Source organism: Ruegeria sp. P10 (genome assembly GCF_056534925.1).
On record NZ_JBQERJ010000009.1, the window covers coordinates 61,461 to 79,297 of the forward strand.

The 17,837-nt window shown below is 59.7% G+C and carries 14 protein-coding genes; 6 read left to right on the forward strand and 8 right to left on the reverse strand.

The window, feature by feature from the left end; genetic code table 11:
- The first annotated feature begins 60 nt into the window (after positions 1-60).
- From ACR0FB_RS15525 to ACR0FB_RS15540, 4 genes are all read left to right on the forward strand, one after another.
- Positions 61-2,529, forward strand: a complete 2,469-nt coding sequence (locus ACR0FB_RS15525) for a heavy metal translocating P-type ATPase (protein ID WP_480621190.1) — start codon at positions 61-63, stop codon at positions 2,527-2,529.
- Positions 2,526-2,915 (forward strand): Cu(I)-responsive transcriptional regulator, encoded by a 390-nt coding sequence (cueR, locus tag ACR0FB_RS15530; RefSeq protein WP_171634268.1) that lies wholly within the window; start codon positions 2,526-2,528, stop codon positions 2,913-2,915. The genes ACR0FB_RS15525 and cueR overlap by 4 nt, the downstream gene beginning before the upstream one ends.
- Before the next feature lie 101 nt (positions 2,916-3,016).
- On the forward strand, positions 3,017-3,889 hold the full coding sequence (locus ACR0FB_RS15535; RefSeq protein WP_480621192.1) for an NAD(P)-dependent oxidoreductase: 873 nt from the start codon (positions 3,017-3,019) through the stop codon (positions 3,887-3,889).
- A 104-nt stretch (positions 3,890-3,993) separates the two neighbouring features.
- Positions 3,994-7,059: an aminotransferase class III-fold pyridoxal phosphate-dependent enzyme gene (locus ACR0FB_RS15540; protein ID WP_480621194.1), complete on the forward strand. Its 3,066-nt coding sequence runs from the start codon at positions 3,994-3,996 to the stop codon at positions 7,057-7,059.
- A gap of 50 nt (positions 7,060-7,109) precedes the next feature.
- Here the strand turns inward: ACR0FB_RS15540 and ACR0FB_RS15545 are convergent, their stop codons facing one another.
- Both ACR0FB_RS15545 and hemP read right to left on the reverse strand, forming a co-directional pair.
- Positions 7,110-7,586: a hypothetical protein gene (locus ACR0FB_RS15545; protein ID WP_171228953.1), complete on the reverse strand. Its 477-nt coding sequence runs from the start codon at positions 7,584-7,586 to the stop codon at positions 7,110-7,112.
- A complete protein-coding gene (gene hemP / locus ACR0FB_RS15550; RefSeq protein WP_083445319.1) occupies positions 7,583-7,750 on the reverse strand; it encodes a hemin uptake protein HemP in 168 nt (55 codons plus the stop codon). The genes ACR0FB_RS15545 and hemP overlap by 4 nt, the downstream gene beginning before the upstream one ends.
- Positions 7,751-7,956: 206 nt before the next feature.
- On the opposite strand from hemP, the gene gph reads away from it, so the two are divergent.
- Complete coding sequence (gene gph / locus ACR0FB_RS15555) at positions 7,957-8,616, forward strand: phosphoglycolate phosphatase (protein WP_171722783.1); 660 nt, start codon at positions 7,957-7,959, stop codon at positions 8,614-8,616.
- A gap of 722 nt (positions 8,617-9,338) precedes the next feature.
- Here gph and dld read toward each other — a convergent pair.
- The 4 genes from dld to ACR0FB_RS15575 form a co-directional block, all read right to left on the reverse strand.
- Positions 9,339-11,018: a D-lactate dehydrogenase gene (gene dld, locus ACR0FB_RS15560; protein WP_480621196.1), complete on the reverse strand. Its 1,680-nt coding sequence runs from the start codon at positions 11,016-11,018 to the stop codon at positions 9,339-9,341.
- A gap of 18 nt (positions 11,019-11,036) precedes the next feature.
- Entirely contained in the window at positions 11,037-12,188 is a 1,152-nt protein-coding gene (locus ACR0FB_RS15565; protein ID WP_171118676.1) for an alpha-hydroxy acid oxidase, read from the reverse strand.
- Positions 12,189-12,200: 12 nt separating this feature from the next.
- Positions 12,201-14,264 carry a TRAP transporter large permease subunit gene (locus tag ACR0FB_RS15570; RefSeq protein WP_480621198.1) on the reverse strand — a complete coding sequence of 688 codons (2,064 nt, stop codon included), beginning with the start codon at positions 14,262-14,264 and terminating at the stop codon, positions 12,201-12,203.
- Between the two features lie 120 nt (positions 14,265-14,384).
- Positions 14,385-15,434, reverse strand: a complete 1,050-nt coding sequence (locus tag ACR0FB_RS15575) for a TRAP transporter substrate-binding protein (RefSeq protein WP_171634294.1) — start codon at positions 15,432-15,434, stop codon at positions 14,385-14,387.
- Positions 15,435-15,769: 335 nt separating this feature from the next.
- On the opposite strand from ACR0FB_RS15575, the gene ACR0FB_RS15580 reads away from it, so the two are divergent.
- Positions 15,770-16,543, forward strand: a complete 774-nt coding sequence (locus ACR0FB_RS15580; protein ID WP_152458933.1) for a FadR/GntR family transcriptional regulator — start codon at positions 15,770-15,772, stop codon at positions 16,541-16,543.
- Between the two features lie 114 nt (positions 16,544-16,657).
- Here the strand turns inward: ACR0FB_RS15580 and ACR0FB_RS15585 are convergent, their stop codons facing one another.
- The gene (locus ACR0FB_RS15585) at positions 16,658-17,170 is read right to left on the reverse strand and encodes a tetratricopeptide repeat protein (protein WP_480621200.1); all 513 of its coding nucleotides are present in this window, start codon (positions 17,168-17,170) and stop codon (positions 16,658-16,660) included.
- A gap of 84 nt (positions 17,171-17,254) precedes the next feature.
- A complete protein-coding gene (locus ACR0FB_RS15590; RefSeq protein WP_171634300.1) occupies positions 17,255-17,737 on the reverse strand; it encodes an Lrp/AsnC family transcriptional regulator in 483 nt (160 codons plus the stop codon).
- Positions 17,738-17,837 lie beyond the last annotated feature (100 nt).

Consider the following 17,837-nt stretch of genomic DNA (forward strand, 5'->3'; position numbering starts at 1 on the left):
TGACCTTCCCGTCACTGGAACCCCCATCTGGTGGGTAAGGAAACTTCATGGGCGAGTCGCATGGCGCAAAAATCACTGACAGAGCTGAAAATCACGGGCATGGGATGCGCATCCTGCGTGGGACGCGTTGAAGAGGCGCTGCGTGATGTGCCCGGGGTTGAAACGGCCTCGGTCAACTTTGCAACCAAGTCCGCACAGGTGGCTTTTGACGGGCCAGCTTCGGCGCTGACCAAGGCATTGGACGCGGCAGGGTATCCGGCCGAGACCAGCCGGGCGGATCTGAGCATTGAAAGTATGAACTGCGCCTCGTGCGTGGCCAAGATCGAGCGCGCGCTGACGGCCAGCCCCGGTGTGATCGAAGCGCAGGTCAATCTGGCGACACAAACTGCCGCGGTGACCTACGCCGCGGGGGCAACATCGCCACAGGCGCTGGCACAGGTGGTCACCGACACCGGTTACCCGGCGCGGCCTCAAGCCGTTTCGACACCCGAAGATCGCGCAGACACTGAAACAGCAGGGCTGACCCGGGCCACTCTGCTGGCGGCCGCTCTTGCCCTGCCCGTGTTCATTCTTGAGATGGGCGGGCACATGATCCCCGCCTTCCACCATTGGGTACACGCCACCATCGGCACGCAGACCAGCCAGTTGATTCAGTTCGCCCTGACAACGGCCCTGCTGCTGGGGCCCGGTCGCGTGTTTTATCGCAAGGGCATCCCGTCGTTGCTGAGGGGCACGCCGGATATGAACGCGCTGGTCGCACTGGGAACCGGGGCGGCCTATCTGTATTCGGTGGTGGCCACATTCGCCCCCGGCGCGTTACCGATGGGAACTGCCAACGTCTATTACGAGGCGGCGGCTGTGATTGTCGTTCTGATCCTTCTGGGCCGTCTGATGGAGGCGCGCGCCAAGGGCAAAACCGGGGCTGCGATCCGTAAACTGGCGGGCCTTCAGCCCAAAAGCGCGCGGGTCGAAGTTGATGGTCGGATTGAAGACCGCCCTATCGCCGAGATTGCTGTGGGCGACATCCTGCACATCCGCCCGGGCGAACGCGTGCCGGTGGATGCCGAAGTGCTCGAGGGCACCTCTTACGTCGATGAAAGCATGATCACGGGCGAGCCGATACCCGTTGGAAAATCAGCCGGCGCGGCTGTTGTCGGCGGCACCGTGAATGGCACCGGCGCCTTGCGGGTTCGGGCGACGCGCGTGGGGGGCGACACGGTGCTGGCCCAGGTCATTCGCATGGTGCAGCAGGCGCAGGGGGCCAAACTGCCGATCCAGGGTCTGGTCGATCGGATTACATATCGCTTTGTCCCGGCGGTCATCCTGGTCGCCGTGATCACCGTCGCAGCCTGGCTGATCTTCGGCCCAAGCCCCGCCCTGCCGCTGGCGCTTGTCGCCGGGGTTTCCGTGCTGATCATAGCCTGCCCCTGCGCCATGGGTCTGGCCACTCCGACCTCGATCATGGTCGGCACCGGGCGCGCGGCCGAACTGGGGGTGTTGTTCCGCAAGGGCGATGCCTTGCAGCAGCTTCAGCAGGCACGCGTCATCGCGCTGGACAAGACCGGGACCCTGACACTGGGCCGCCCGGAACTGGACAATGTTCTGACGGCGAACGGGTTTGACAGGGATGAGGTTGTGCGGCTGGCCGCCGCCCTCGAGGCGCGGTCGGAACACCCGATAGCTTCGGCGATCACCCGGGCCGGGCCTGCGACGCTGCCACAGGCGACGGACGTCCTGTCGCTTACCGGGCTTGGCATGCAGGGGCTGGTTGAAGGCCGGAACGTGTTGATCGGGTCGCACCGTCTTATGCAACAACGCGGGATCGACCTTGGTCCCCTGGCAAGCGAGGCAGAGGCCCGCGCCGCCGAAGGGGCAACACCATTGTTCGTCGCATTGGATGGGCAGGCCGCAGCCACGTTGTCTGTGTCCGACCCGGTCAAACCCGGCACCGAAGAGGCGCTGGAGCGGCTCCACCAAATGGGTCTGACCGTGGCCATGGTCACCGGAGACAACGCGCGCACCGCGCAGGCCTTGGCTGATCGGCTGGGGATCGATCACGTCACCGCCGAAGTGCTGCCCGACGGCAAGGTGGATGCGATCACCGCCTTGCGGGACCAGTTCGGAACGCTGGCTTTCGTCGGCGACGGCATAAACGACGCCCCGGCGCTGGCAACGGCTGACATCGGCATCGCCATCGGGACGGGCACCGATGTGGCCATCGAAACGGCAGATGTCGTTCTGATGTCCGGCGATCTGCGCGGGGTTGCAAATGCAACCGAGATCAGCCGTAGAACGATGCGAAACATTCGCCAGAACCTGGGATGGGCATTCGGTTACAATGTCCTGCTGATCCCGGTCGCCGCTGGTGCGCTGTACCCGTTCGGAGGCCATCTGTTGTCTCCGGCGCTGGCCGCGGGCGCGATGGCGCTTTCGAGTGTCTTTGTCGTCTCGAACGCGCTGCGTCTGCGTCGCGTTCAAGCCAGCGTGCCGGAAACCCCGATACCGCCCGCCAAGGAGGTGCACGCATGAATATCGGAGATGTGTCCACCCGCACCGGCCTGCCTGCAAAGACGATCCGGTACTATGAAGACATCGACCTGATCAAACCGCTGCGCGACGACAACGGCTATCGCCGATTTCGCGATCAGGATGTGCACAAGCTGAACTTTCTGGGCCGTGCCCGGGCTTTGGGATTCACCATCGGGGATTGCCGGACATTGCTGGCGCTTTACGAGGATGAAACCCGCGCCAGCGCAGATGTGAAACAGGTCGCGCGGGACCATCTGGCGCAGATCGAAGCCAAGATCGCCGACCTGAACGCGATGCGCGAAACGCTGAGCCACCTGATCGACGCCTGCGCAGGGGATGACAGGCCGGATTGCCCGATCCTGCAGGATCTGGGCGGGAAGGGCTGACTTGGGGTTGCCCTTTGGGCGCAGCTTTGCTTTGTCTTCGCCAAACATTTCGGCCAGGCACGCACCGCTGAAGCCGACCGAACAGCGGAGAGGATCACAAAATGGCAAAAGTCGCGTTCCTTGGCCTGGGCGTCATGGGCTATCCCATGGCTGGGCATCTTCAGGCCGCAGGCCATGACGTCACTGTCTACAACCGCACGGCTGCCAAGGCCGAAGCCTGGGTAAAGCAGCATGGCGGATCGATGGCAGCCACCCCGAAAGACGCGGCTGAAGGCGCCGTGTTTGTGATGGCCTGCGTCGGCAATGACGACGATCTGCGCATGGTTTGCACGGGCGAGGACGGCGCATTTCACGGCATGTCCAGCGGGGCTGTTTTCGTCGACCACACCACGGTTTCTGCAAAGGTCACGCGGGAATTGTACGCTGCCGGCCAATCACAGGGTATCGCCTTTGTGGACGCGCCGATCTCGGGCGGCCAGGCAGGCGCCGAAAACGGTGTTCTGTCAATCATGTGCGGCGGAGATCAGGCGGCTTATGATGCGGCTGAACCGGTGATGCAGGTCTATGCGAAGATCTGCCGCCGCATCGGGGACAGCGGCGCGGGCCAGATGACCAAGATGTGCAACCAGATCGCCATCGCAGGGTTGGTTCAGGGCCTGAGCGAAGCGTTGCACTTCGCCGAGAAGGCCGGGCTGGACGGAAGGGCCGTGGTCGAGGTGATCAGCCAGGGCGCCGCTGGCAGCTGGCAGATGGCAAACCGGTATGAGACCATGCTGGATGATCAGTTCGAACATGGCTTTGCCGTCGACTGGATGCGCAAAGATTTGGGTATCTGTCTGGATACCGCCAATGAAACCGGTGCGTCCCTGCCTGTTACCGCTCTGGTCGATCAGTTTTACAAGGATGTTCAGAAACTGGGCGGTGGCCGCTGGGACACCTCGTCGTTGATCAAGCGCCTGCGGGCCCTGGGGTAACGCGGGGGGGCTGTCTGCCCCCCATCGCGCCAAGGCGCGATTCCCCCCGAGGATATTTTTGGCCAGATGAAGAGGGCTCCGGCGCGATCGGAGCGGAGACGGGAATGGACGATTTAAGTGCTTTTTGGACGGCCGCGCTGCGGCAGCTCTGGGGGCTGGACGCCCGCTTGACGCGGTTGGATGGTGAATATGATCTGAACTTTCTGGTGCACGCCACCAATGGTCAGGATTATGTGCTTAAGGCCATGCGGGCCGGATGCGATGCGGATCTGGTTGATTTGCAAATCAAGGCGCTGGCGCATATCGCTTCTGAGGCACCGGGGTTGCCGTTTCCCAAGGTGTTCCCTGATTTGACCGGAGCAATGCTGCCCGAGATTGCCGATTCTGAAGGACAGCGCAGGCTGATTTGGCTGTTGGAGTGCCTGCCGGGCCAATGTTACGCGAAGGCCGCCCCAAAATCCGAAGAGCTGATCCTGAAACTGGGCCGCGTATTGGGGGCAACCGACCGGGCACTGGAAGGGTTTGAGCATGAAGGGTTGCACCGGGTCGGTTTCAAATGGGACCTGATGCAGGCGGGCTGGATTGCTGACAAGTTAAACGCGATCTCTGACCCCGCGCGGCAGGCACTGCTGACGGAAATCTGTGAGGGGTTCGCTGCAATCGCGGATGTCCTTGCGGACCTGCCGAAACAGGCCATCCACAATGACGCCAATGACTACAACATTCTGGTCGAAGGGGAACTGGGCGAGCGGCGGCGGATCTCGGGCCTGATTGATCTGGGCGACATGTGCGCCGCGCCGCGCATCTGCGATCTGGCGATTGCCGGCGCGTATGTCGTGCTGGATCACCCCAAGCCGGAACGGGCACTGGCTGCGTTGGTAAAGGGCTATCACGCGGCCAACCGGCTGCGGGCGGATGAGGTTGACCTGATCTGGCCGTTGCTGAGGATGCGGCTTGCCGTATCGGTCGTCAATTCGACCCTGATGGCGGCCGAGAATCCGGATGATCCCTATGTGACGATCTCTCAGGCGCCTGCTTGGCGGTTCCTTGAGAACACGTCAGTCAATGGCGGGCTGATGTCGGCGCGGTTGCGGGCGGCTTGCGGCTTGCCCGTGGTTGATGGGGCTGAACGCATCCACGCCTATCTTCAGGAACACCGGGGGCATTTTACCGACATGTTCGGCCAGGACCTGGGCGATGTGCCCATGGGCTCGCTTTCGGTCGAAAACTGCGTCTGGCCCCGGAACCCGTTCCACATGCCTTTGGCCGAGGCCGCGCGCGTTGGCAAGGAATACGGGCAGGACCTGTGGCTGGGTTACTATAACGAGCCCCGCCTGATCTATGCCGAGCCGGGGTTCCGCAAGGGCCCGTGGAAAGCCTCGGACAGGCGGACGGTTCATCTGGCCGTGGATGTGTTTGCGCCTGCCGGGACGGTTCTGCATGCACCGATGAGCGGGCGGATCGAAGTGGTCGAAAACCGCGACCAGCACCTTGACTACGGCGGGGTGATCATCCTCCATCACGAAACGCCCGAAGGCGACCCGTTCTATACGCTCTATGGCCATCTGGATCCGGAATGCTGTGACCGGCTGAAACCCGGCGACCCGGTGGCACAGGGCGCCGCGTTTGCGCGGTTGGGCGATGCCGACCAGAATGGCGGATGGGCCCCGCATGTGCATTTCCAGCTGGCCCTGACCACCGATGGCATGGAAGCGGACTGGCCCGGTGTCGGAGACCCGGACGAACTGGAGCTGTGGCACGCGGTCTGCCCGAACCCGGCGGCGTTGCTGAACCTGCCGGATGACAAGGTGTTCTATCACCCAACTGACAAAGCGGAAATCCTGCACAAACGGCGGGCGCAGTTCGGGGGCAACCTATCCCTGACCTATGACGATCCGGTCATGCTGGTGCGCGGCTGGAAGCATCACCTGTTCGACGAATGGGGACGCCCCTATCTGGACGCCTACAACAACGTGCCGCATGTGGGGCACGCGCATCCACGCATTCAGGCCGTGGCGGCGGATCAGCTGAAGCGGATGAATTCGAACACCCGTTATCTGCATCCGGCACAGGTGGAATTTGCCGACAAGATCCTGTCGAAGATGCCGGATCACCTACAGGTCTGCTTTTTCGTCAACTCGGGCACCGAGGCAAACGAACTGGCCCTGCGGCTGGCCCGCGCCCATACCGGCGCAAAGGGGATCGTGACGCCGGATCACGGCTATCACGGGAACACGAACGCTGCGGTGGCGATCTCGGCCTACAAATTCAACAAACCGGGCGGCATCGGGAAAGCCGACTGGGTTGAACTGGTCGAGGTTGCCGATGACTATCGCGGGTCATTCAGGCGAGACGATGCGGACCGGGCACAGAAATTTGCTGATCTTGTCGATCCGGCGATTGCCGCCCTTCGCAACAGGGGACAGGGCGTGGCCGGGTTCATCGCGGAAACCTTCCCGTCGGTCGGCGGCCAGATCATTCCGCCCAAGGGCTATCTGCCTGCGGTTTACGAAAAAATACGTGCTGCGGGGGGTGTTTGCATCGCCGATGAGGTGCAGACAGGTCTGGGACGGTTGGGTGAGTATTACTTTGGCTTCGAACACCAGGGCGCGGTTCCGGATATCGTAGTGATGGGCAAGCCAATCGGAAACGGGCACCCACTGGGCGTGCTGGTGACAACCCGCGAGATCGCGGACAGCTTCAACAACGGGATCGAGTTCTTTTCGACCTTTGGCGGCTCGACCCTGTCCTGCCGGATCGGCAAAGAGGTGCTGGATATCGTCGATGACGAGGGGTTGCAGGACAATGCCCGCCGGATGGGGGATCGTCTGATGGCGGGACTGCGCCAGATCGAAGCCGACTTTGGTTGCGTTGGCGACGTGCGGGGTATGGGGTTGTTTCTCGGCGTGGAGCTGATCAACCCCGATGGAAGCGAAGGCACCGAGATTTGCAGCTATGTCAAAAACCGGATGCGCGATCATCGCATCCTGATCGGCAGCGAAGGGCCCAAAGACAACATCCTGAAAATCCGTCCGCCCCTGACCATCGAGGCCGAGGATGTTGACATGATCCTCTGGGCGCTGCGGGATGTGTTGTCCGAGGTGGGCGACTTTACCCCTGCCCCTGTTTGCGATCATGACCATCACCATGCCGGATGCGGGTGCTGCTGAACGAAAAAACCCCGGCGCAGCGCCGGGGTTCAACCGTTCCACACTCAGGGTCAGTGGAGCACGGCCGAGGGGGTCTGGTGGCCGGTGGTCGGCATTTTGAAACCTGCGGTCATACGTCTGAGAGTCAGCCCCAGTTCTTCCGACAGAGATGCCAGCGCGGGGGCAAAATCCGGACGTACGATCAAAGACGCCAGCATCATCGCATCTTCACGCGCCCCTTCGGACGCTGCCGCGATCATCTGTGCAAAGCAATTCTCGTCCGCGCCAAGGCATGCACATCCAAGACCATGCCGGATCAGCGGGCGGCGGCCATGGGTAGCACATAGCGAGCATAAACGATCCAAAGTCAGCATTGCCGCACGCCCGCAATCCGCGCCCAGCGCGACTTGGAAATCGCTGGCAGCGTCGGCACGACCGCCCTCGCCTTCGCTCCACATCCGCAGATACATAACGGCGCCCGCTTCGATGGGATCGAGATCGGCAAGGCGGCCAACCGCTGCACCGCCGCGCTTGAAAGGCGCGCTCATTTCGTCAGGATCAGTTTGCCTGCACGGGTGATGCGCAGGGTATAGAGTTGATCGCCAAGTTCTATATGGGCCAGGTTGCCGCCCTTGGTCAGATCCTCGGCCTTGTGCGCGGGAAGCATCGAGACAGCGTAACCTTGGGTTGGGGTCGGGTTCTGTACGTTCATCGGGACATCTCCAGAGCGTTTCGGCATGGTGCCATATCTATCGCGTTTCACTTGATTTGGCTGACCCCGAAAGGGTTGGCTTTCTGTTCCTGCCGCTTAATCTGATTATTTTAGTAAGGATTGTCAAGCATGGTTTTGAAACAGGCGATTGCCCCTCGTTACAGGGCGGGTTAGGTCTTGGGTCGGGCGATGAAGGGCAAGCAAACATGACCGCAGCAGTTGTATTCGATCTGGACGGAACGCTGGTGGACAGCCTGGGCGATCTGGCGGCGGCGGCCAACCGCACGCTGAACGACGTTGGGCATGATCCATTGGCGACGGATATCATCAAAGGATTCGTCGGCAACGGTTTACCCAAGCTGGTCGAACGCATGATCCGGCATTGCGGGCTGCCGCTGGATCGCCATGCGGAACTGACCCAACTGACCCTCAAACACTACAATTCCGCAGCCAGCGAAACGACCGTTCCCTACCCCGGCATCCCGGAGGCACTGGCCAAATTGCAGCAAATGGGATGCGTTCTGGGCGTCTGCACCAACAAACCCGAAACACCGGCGCGGCATGTGCTGGAGGCACTGAACCTGTCCCGGTTTTTCGACGCGGTTCTGGGTGGCGACAGCCTTTCGACGCGAAAACCGGATCCCAACCATCTGTTCGCAAGCTTCGATGCGCTTCAGGCGTCCGGCCCGCGTCTGTTCGTCGGCGACAGCGAAGTTGACGCGGAAACGGCTGCGCGTGCGAAGATCCCGTTTTTGCTGTTTACTGAAGGATACCGGAAGACGCCGGTCGCCGAAATTCCACACACCGTGGCCTATGGCGCATCACAAGATTTGCCCGCCCTCGTCGCCAAATTGATCAAAAGCTGACACCGGCAACGATCCGCATGACCACTGACCCCAACTGCCATGGACCCCAATAGTTAAGAGGGGCCGGCCGAGGGGGTGTGACCAGCCCCTCATCGGGGAAAGTTAGTACCGTGTGTGTTTGTGTGGTAAGTACGGTAAGATATGTTTACCCCTGTTTGTCGCGGCGCGAAATTGGGGGTTTCCCGTAGTTCCCCAAAAAACGCGAAAAATAAGGGATAAGTGGCGCTTTCCCGGCCCCGGTCATCTGCAAATTTTCGCATGCAAGACAGGCTTCCGGCCCGCAGCTTCACAGGGGTGATCTGCAGCCGATTGCAAGCCAAGGGTAACCCTAGGAAAACCTGCCAGAAATCACGCGACCCTGAAATTACCTGAACAGAACGGTGCTCTGTCAATTGACCGCATGAACCCGCCGGTTCAGATCCCGGACAGCCTGTCAAATGCGTGTGTGTGATACTCAAAACCAAACGATTTGCGTCAAACGCTGCTGAATTCCGCGTCTCAACGCGACATTCTCTGCCGATTCCGACGACTTCGACTGCGCTTTCCGAATCTACCCTATACCTGACACGCGACGCTCATTCGGTTTTGGCAGCCTTCTGCGCGGCAGATGCTTGCCGGGTTGCGCTCAGGATATCAGACAGTCGGGCACCAACACCCTTTTCATCAGAACCCGGTGTATCTGCCGGCCGTTTTCACAGCACCCTGCCGCGCCGGAAAACCGGTTATTGGTAATTCTTCGCCTTGGACATTTTGCCGATACCGGGATTGAACGAGTTGGTCGGGTCGCAGCATTTGTAATGTGCCGCCAGGTCGGGCTTGGCCTTGTAAAGGTGCCCCACGTTATGTTCAGCAGGGTATTCCGCGCCGCGTTCGTCAAACAGTTTCAACATTGCGGCCTTCAGAGCTTTTGGGTCAGCTCCTTTTTTGACTATGTAGTCCTGATGCATCACGTGGCACATGAAGTGCCCGTAATAGAGTTTGTGAACCAACTGGTCTTCGATCTCAGGCGGCAGCTTCTCCAGCCAGTCCTGGTCGTTGCGGCGCAGTGCGACGTCCAGTGCGATGATATCTTCGACGTCGTCCGAATGGATCGCCATGTAACGCACCGCCGCGCCCGCCGCCGCAAACCGATGAAGGCCTGCGATTCTGGCCTCGCGCGCATCACATTCGAAAAATCCGCCATCCCGGCCACTCAGAAATCGCGGCAACCACTCAGCGGCCTCGGATACACCTTCATCCTTCATTTTCAGGATAAGGTGATGTTCGTATTTGTCGCGAAAATCCGTCATACGTTTGGGCAGGACACGTGGCCACAAAGCTATAGCTGCCTGCATGAAACGATCAGTGAAATTTCGCAAAAACGGAATGCGCCGCAGGCGTGCATCCACGGCGCCTTTCATCGCAAAGAACATCGGCAGACGGTCCGTGCCAAGCTTGTCGATCATCACGACCGTGTCCTTGCCATAGCGTGCTGCAATATCGAACGCTTCGCGATGCATGTATTCGGCCGAAACCGGCAGCGATTTGAACTCTGACAATATGTGGCGCCGCAGGTCCGCCAGATCGTCGGGATTGTTGGTGCCCACATAGAACACCTTCTCAACCTCGTTCTTGGGAAAGGTGTCAAGGCGCACCGCAAAAACGGCCAGCTTCCCGGCCGAGCCCGAAGATTCGAAAAGCCTGGGCTTGTCCGCATTGAACCGCGCAGGCGTTTGCGCATTCACGTCCCGCACGATCTGTGCGTAGTCGCTGGCCGATGCGCGTTTGTTGGTTGCCCCGGGATTGCGTTCGAACCTGCCTGCATCGAGGTTTGCAAGGATCTCTTCCGGCGTGCTGCCCAGATCGATGCCCAGATGGTTGACCAGTTCCAATTCACCCTGTTCGGTGATTTGCGCATAGACGGAAAGTTCCGTGTAAACCGGACCGCGCTCTACCAGAGAACCGCCGGAATTGTTGCATACCCCACCCACGATCGACGCGCCGATGCAGGACGAACCGATCACCGAATGCGGCTCGCGTCCGAACGGGGCCAGCAGTTTTTCCAGCGCAAAAAGCGTGGCGCCCGGAAAGCTGACGATCTGCTCTGCGTCGTTCAAGGGCACCAGAGTATCCATCCGGCGCGTGTTGATCAGAACCACGTCACGGTCATAGGTGCCGGACGGCGTAGACCCTTCGGTCAGACCAGTATTGGCCGCCTGCATGATGACGATCTTGTCGGCTGCAACGCAGGCTTGCAGGATCTTCCATTGCTCCAGCAGGGTCCCCGGCTGAACGACGCACAGCGCCTCACCCTCGCCCGAGCGGAAACCGCGCCGAAAGCGCTCTGTCGCGCGCGCTCCGATCAGCACGTGACGCGTACCGACGATAGAGCGGAAATGTTTGATCAACGCGTCATTGGTCATATCGGCCCCCGTTTCGGGTTAGGGATTGCGGAAACGAATATTCTCGCGGCTGAGCTGGCCAACACTGGTGACACCCATCAGCTTCATGTCGCGCTCGATCTCGGCACGCATCAGCCCAAGGGCCCGTTCGACCCCAGCCTGCCCCGCGGCAGCCAGAGGATACAGGTAGTGCCGCCCGATACCCACCGCTTTGGCCCCGATCGACAGCGCCTTGAGCACATGGGTGCCACGCTGAATGCCGCTGTCCATCATCACGTCCAGTTTGTCGCCGACGGCATCGACAATCTCGGCCAGTTGATCGAACGGCGTGCGCGATCCGTCCAATTGTCGGCCACCGTGGTTCGACAGGATGATGCCGGTACAACCGATCTCAGCCGCGCGTTTGGCATCTTCGACGGTCATGATCCCCTTCAGGCAGAACTGACCATCCCAGTCGCGCACCATCTGCGCCACGTCATCCCAGTTCATCGACGGGTCGAGCATGTCGGTGAAATACCCGCCGATCGAGCTGGCCCCACCGCCCATATCCACATGTTCCTCAAGCTGAGGCAGCCGGAACTTTTCATGAGTGACATAGTTGATCCCCCACATCGGCTTGATCGCGAACTGGATCATGCCGCCCAGCGTCAAGCGGAACGGGATCGAGAACCCCGTGCGCAGATCACGCTCGCGGTTGCCGCCGGTGATGCTGTCGACGGTCAGCATCATGACCTCAACACCCGCCTCTTTGGCGCGCTGCATCATGGCGGCGTTCAACCCGCGATCCTTGTGAAAGTAGAATTGATAGACCTGCGGGTTTTTGTGTTTTTGGCGCAGCTCCTCCAGCGAGACGGTTCCCAGAGAGGAAACTCCGAACATGGTGCCGTATTTCTCGGCCGCCGCCGCGACCGCGCGCTCACCCTGATGGTGGAACAGGCGCTGCAACGCGGTGGGTGAGCAATAGACCGGCATGTCCAGTTTCTGCCCCATCACCGTGACAGACATGTCCACGTCCGAAACCCCGCGCAGGACCGAAGGCAACAGATCGCAGCGGTCGAACGCCTTGGTATTTTCCCGATACGTCACCTCATCATCCGCGCCACCGTCGATATAGTTGAAGATCGGCCCCGGCAGCCGCTGTTTGGCCAGTCGCCGGAAGTCGTGGAAGTTATGACATTGGCTCAGACGCATCCGATAAGCTCCTTAATAGGCGACCGACGGCAACCAGGTGGCAAGGGTCGGCCACAGGAACACTAGCGCCAAACCGGTCAATTGCAGCAGGACAAATGGGATGATGCCCTTATAGATATGCGTCAGCTTGATCTCGGGCGGGCAAACACCTTTGAGATAGAACAAGGCAAAGCCAACGGGCGGCGTCAGGAAGCTGGTTTGCAGCGTCACAGCGACAAGGATCACGAACCAGACCAGCGCCGGTTCATCCAGTACGCCAAAGCCGGGGATGTCGATGCCCAGACCGTTCACGATGGAGCGCATCAGGGGCAGCACGATCAGCGTGATCTCGATCCAGTCCAGTACGAAGCCCAGCAGGAAGACGATGAACAGGATGAACAGAATTGTTCCGTTGGCACCAAAGCCGGTGGATTGCACCACATGTTCGATCAGTTCATCCCCGCCCAGTTCGCGCAGCACATAGGAAAACACGGTCGCACCGAGGAAGATCGCAAAGATATAGGCGGTGGTGTTGAAGGTCGACACCAGCACGTTCCACAGCTTGGCAAAGGTCAGCTTGCGATAGCCCAGCGCCAGCAAGGTCGCACCCAAGGCACCGATGCCGGACGCTTCGGTTGGTGTGGTCAGACCGGCAAAGATCGACCCCAGCACGGCAAGGATCAGCATCAGCGTAGGGATGACGGCGATGAGAACGTCCTTCACGGCTGCCCAGTCGGGGGCTTTCGCACCTTCGGGCACGGGAGCCGCGTCGCGTTTCACCAGAGCCAGAATGAAGATGTAGGTCAGGTACAAGGCGCCGATGATCACGCCCGGGAAAACCGCGGCCATGAACAGGTCTCCGACGGACAACGCCATCTGGTCGGCCATGATCACCAACATGATTGAGGGTGGGATCAGAATGCCCAAGGTCCCCGAGGCCGAAACCACGCCCGCAGCCAGCGTCGGCTGGTACTTCTGCTGCATCATCGACGGCAGCGACAGCACGCCCAGCAGTACAACCGAGGCACCAATGATGCCGGTCGAAGCCGCCAGAATGATCCCGATCAGGGTCACGGTGATGGCCAGTCCTCCGCGCACCGTCCCGAACAGGCGCTGCATCGAGGACATCAGACGCTCGGCCACTCCGGATTCGTCCAGCATCAGCCCCATGAAGATGAACATCGGCAGGGCAACCAGAACCGCGTTGGACATGGTCGCGTAGACCCGGTTCACCACCGCGCCAAGCGTCAGATAATCAAGCCCGGTAAAGGTGCTTTCCAACCCGGTCCACAGCATCAGATCGTTGTCGAAAAGATAGGCCAGACCGCAATAGGCGACGCCGACACCGGCCAGCACCCACGCCACCGGGTAACCGGTGAACAAAAGCGCGATAAAGGTCAGGAACATCGCGATGACCAGCTTTTCCTCGGTTGTTTCGACCAGGAAGGTCAGGCCAACACAGACGGCTGCGAATACCGCCAGCACCAGAAGAACACGGCGCAGCGGCGCGCCTTCACGTTCCGAGGCCGGCCCGTAGATCAGCGCGTGCCCGTCATGGATCAACCGTGCCAACGCGGCCAGCGCCAACAGTACAAAGCTGATCGGAATGACCGCCTTGAAAGCCCAACGCGCAGGCAGGCCGGTTGGGCTGTCCGAGCGTTCGTTGACGCGGAAGCTTTCGTAGAAATAATCATAGCCCTGATCGACCATCAGATAGATGAACGGGGTCAGCAGGGTCAGGATGCCGATCACCTCGATGATCCGCTGCGCGCGGCGCGAAAGCTGCATATGCAGGACGTCCACACGCACATGGCTGTCGGTGATCAAGGCATACGAGATGCCGATCATCGTGACGATTCCATAGAAATGCCACTGGATCTCATCCAGTTTCGGGTAGTTCTGGCTGAACAGGTAGCGCAACGAGACCTGTGCGAAGATCGCGCCCATCAGCAGGACATTGGCCCACATGACGACATGACCCACAGCCTTGACCCCGGCGTCGATCGCGACGGCGATTTTCTGACGGTCGGACTCGGGGTGTTCCAGGATGCCTTCATAGGCTTCGACTGGATCGTTGAGGTTCTTTTGGGTTGTCATGGTCATTCCTCGCTCAGCAACCCGGAATACGGGCAGTGAAAGGTTAGAAAGTCCGAAGATCGAAAAGCAGGGGCCGGAGCAGCGGATCGGGCCGCCCCGGCAACGTCAGTGAGGGAGAGATTACTGACGTGGGAGGAAGGCGTTCGTCTTCCAGAGGTTATAGCCGTCACGGAATTCGTTCATGTCGGCCAGAACCTTGGCAAAGAAGGCATCATTGGCGGCCTCTTCTGCGGCAACCTCTTCCCAGGTCGCGCGGAAGGTATCCAGCATCTCGGGCGACCACTGCTTGATGGTGACGCCGTTGTTTTCAACGTTGTCGATCAGGGCCGCATGCTGGATGGCTTCGCCTTCGGCAAAGCTGTCCGCCATCGAAGCCTTGCAGGCGCTTTCGATGATTGCCTTGTGCTGATCGCTGGTTTCGTTCCAGACGTCCTTGTTGATCAACAGTTCAAACACGGTCGCCTGCTGATGCCAGCCGGGGAAATAGTTGAACTTGACCAGCTTGTGGAAGCCCAGACGCGCGTCGATGGCAGGCATCGAAAACTCGGTCGCGTCAATCGCGCCTTTTTCCAATGCGGGGAAGATCTCACCACCTGGCAGTAGCGAGGTCGCTACACCCAGTTTCTGCATCACCTTGCCGCCCAGACCAAAGAAACGCATCTTCAGCCCGTTCAGGTCTTCGGGCGAATTGATCTCGGACGCGAACCAGCCCGAGGTTTCCGGCGCGATGATGGCGCAGGGCAGTACTTTGACGTTGTAACCGGCCTGATCATACATCTCCTGATACAGGGTCATGCCGTTGCCATAATACAGCCAAGCCATGTATTCGCCCGCCTCGGGGCCGAACGGCACGGCCGAGAACAGCGGCGCAGCCGGGATTTTTCCGGCCCAGTAACCAGCCGTGGTGTAGCCCGAGTTGATCTTGCCGGTGGACACGGCGTCCAGAATTTCGAAGGGCGGCACCAGTTTTCCCGGCTCGTACACCTTCATCTTCATCGTGCCGCCGGACATCAGTTCCAGCTGATCAGCCACACGTGGAATAGGTGAACCCAGGCCCGGCAGTTCGGTCGAAAAGGCAATCGGTGTTTTCAGCAGCAGCTTGTCCGCCGCAACTGCGGGTGCCGCCAGCAGGCTGGCGGCCACGGCCAGGCTTGTCAGGGTCTTCTTCATGAAATCTCCTCCAGGTTTGGTCGGGTTTTCTCCGATCAGTGGCGCAGGCTCTTCCAGCGCCGCTCCGGTGGTAAACTAACTTTACCAACTCAAACCAGTCAATAACTTTGTTTACCACTGACGCTAACCGAAACTGGAAGTTCGCCTTCGACAAGCCCTGCAAAATCCCGATGCGACTGCTTCAAAAAGCCAACAGATTCTCCAAAAACCATTCATAAACAGACACGTAATTCACGTCCGGGAAGAACAGCCTCGCGCTTGAAATTTGAACAGATATGGTTATCTTTGTTTACCAGTTATTCTGGTTATTATAGCGTCACACGGGGCAGCATCTCATGAACACCACGGCGATTTTTGAACCGGTTGGACACGAATCGCTGGCTGATGCGGTGGTTTCACAGGTCGAGGACCTGATCGCTTCGGGCATCCTGAAGCAGGGCCGGAAACTGCCTTCCGAGCGTGATCTGGCCGAGATGTTGCGCGTGTCGCGCCCGAAGCTGCGCGAAGCCCTTCAGGTGCTGGAAGAACGCGGTCTGGTCACAACGCAACACGGTGAGGGAACATTCGTCGCAGCCCTGACCGGACAAGCCATGATGCCCGCGCTTCTTGCTTTGTACGAACGCCACGAGCCGGCTTTCTTCGACTATCTTGAGTATCGCCGTGAGCAGGAAGGTTTCGCGGCCCGGCTTGCCGCACGTCGCGCCACCAAGGCAGACAAGGAACGGATTTCCGAGATCCTTGATGAAAACGAGCGTGCCTGGCAAGAGCAGGACGCCAAGGCTTCGCAAGAGGCGGACTTTGCGCTGCATTCCGCGATTGTGGATGCCAGCCAGAACGCGACCCTGATCCACATGATGGCGTCGATCTACGAACTCACCCGCAAGGGCGTTTTCTACAATCGTGACTTCCTGCGCACGATTGACGGGACCGGCGAAAAGCTGCTGCAACAACATCTCGAGCTTGGTCGCGCGGTGATCGAAGGGGATGAGAAGCGGGCCGAAAAAGCGGCAAAGGATCACATCGACTTTGTTGAAGAATCTTTCAAACTCGGGATCGAGCAGAGGCGACGCGAAGCCATGGCCGAAAAGCGCCGGATACTGTCACGCTGACGGCTTTGTCACCCATTTTCCTTTCTGATTGCGGGGCCATAGTCCACGAGGTGGCCGCGAAAGGCACCTGTTTGGCGATTTGCGACCGGTTTCCAAACTTGCCCGATCCGGCTGTCAGATATCTTCTCCGGGCGGTTCCAGAAGGCCGCCTGGCTCCAACAAGGCCCGCTCGGACAGCCACGGGTTGAGCTCAAGCGCCTCGGACAGTGCTGCACGCGCGTCTTCCAAACGTCTCAACCCCATCAGGGACAAAGCCCGCCCACTTAGCGCACCGATATGGTTTGGCGACATTTCGATCGTGACATTCAGGTCGCGCAATGCCGCGTCAAAATCCTGCCTCAGGTAGTTTACAAAAGCCCGCTGATTGTAGCCTTCGGCGTAATCCGGGCAATATTCGACAAGTTGGTTGAAATCGTCCAATGCGCCCGACAAATCCCACGCCTCTCGTCGCGCCATTCCACGATCCAGCAGGGTCTGCGATCGGGCATCCGGCGCGTCTGTCCAAAGTTCCCACATTTTATTCGAGATGACCCGGGCGTCGCTTTGCGATTGCGCCTTTTGGACCTGCTTGATCAGCGCATCCACACCTTCGATATGATCCGGAGCCGCGGGGCATGTCTCGGCCATGGCCGAGCATGAACACGCGATCAGTAGAAACGTTGCAGCACAGGTTCGCATCACGGAACAAGGGTGGACCATAATTCCACCGCGTCAAGGCTGATGTTCAAAACCGCCCAGCATACCGGTTTCCTTCACGGCCTCCATCGCAACAAAAGTTGAAGTATTGGCGACATGCGGCAGAGACGAAATCTTCTCGGCCAATACACGGCGATATTCCGACATCGTGGCGGTGCGCACTTTCAGAAGATAGTCAAAATTGGACGCGATCATATGCGCCTGCTCGACCTCGGCGGTTTTGCGGACGGCTGCGTTGAACTCGGCCAGCGCCTTTTCACGGGTATCGGTCAAACGCACCTCGACAAACGCGACGTGATCCAGGCCCAGCCGGATCGGATCCAGCATCGCCCGATAGCCCTGGATCACTCCGCTCGCCTCAAGCCGTTTGAGCCGCGCTTGCGTCGGAGATTTCGACAGCCCGATCTCGCGCGCAAGATCGGCCACCGAGATACGGCCGTCCTCGGCCAGAATCCTTAGAATCGAGCGGTCAAACCGATCAAGATCAGGAAAACTCATTTGAACTGTCCGCTGCTAAAAATTCAGATCATCCTCCTTCAAATATATCAAACTCAGTCCGTTGTCCTGATTTTTCCGCATTATATTATCGCAAAGACCG

Bases quoted from the DNA above. Each gene is read 5' to 3' on its own strand.
- ACR0FB_RS15590 (WP_171634300.1), bottom strand. From the start codon at position 17,737: ATGAGTTTTCCTGATCTTGATCGGTTTGACCGCTCGATTCTAAGGATT.
- ACR0FB_RS15545 (WP_171228953.1), bottom strand. From the start codon at position 7,586: ATGAGCGCGCCTTTCAAGCGCGGCGGTGCAGCGGTTGGCCGCCTTGCC.
- gph (WP_171722783.1), top strand. From the start codon at position 7,957: ATGACCGCAGCAGTTGTATTCGATCTGGACGGAACGCTGGTGGACAGC.
- hemP (WP_083445319.1), bottom strand. From the start codon at position 7,750: ATGAACGTACAGAACCCGACCCCAACCCAAGGTTACGCTGTCTCGATG.
- ACR0FB_RS15580 (WP_152458933.1), top strand. From the start codon at position 15,770: ATGAACACCACGGCGATTTTTGAACCGGTTGGACACGAATCGCTGGCT.
- ACR0FB_RS15565 (WP_171118676.1), bottom strand. From the start codon at position 12,188: ATGCGTCTGAGCCAATGTCATAACTTCCACGACTTCCGGCGACTGGCC.
- ACR0FB_RS15540 (WP_480621194.1), top strand. From the start codon at position 3,994: ATGGACGATTTAAGTGCTTTTTGGACGGCCGCGCTGCGGCAGCTCTGG.
- ACR0FB_RS15585 (WP_480621200.1), bottom strand. From the start codon at position 17,170: ATGGCCGAGACATGCCCCGCGGCTCCGGATCATATCGAAGGTGTGGAT.
- ACR0FB_RS15525 (WP_480621190.1), top strand. From the start codon at position 61: ATGGCGCAAAAATCACTGACAGAGCTGAAAATCACGGGCATGGGATGC.
- ACR0FB_RS15575 (WP_171634294.1), bottom strand. From the start codon at position 15,434: ATGAAGAAGACCCTGACAAGCCTGGCCGTGGCCGCCAGCCTGCTGGCG.
- cueR (WP_171634268.1), top strand. From the start codon at position 2,526: ATGAATATCGGAGATGTGTCCACCCGCACCGGCCTGCCTGCAAAGACG.
- ACR0FB_RS15570 (WP_480621198.1), bottom strand. From the start codon at position 14,264: ATGACAACCCAAAAGAACCTCAACGATCCAGTCGAAGCCTATGAAGGC.
- ACR0FB_RS15535 (WP_480621192.1), top strand. From the start codon at position 3,017: ATGGCAAAAGTCGCGTTCCTTGGCCTGGGCGTCATGGGCTATCCCATG.
- dld (WP_480621196.1), bottom strand. From the start codon at position 11,018: ATGACCAATGACGCGTTGATCAAACATTTCCGCTCTATCGTCGGTACG.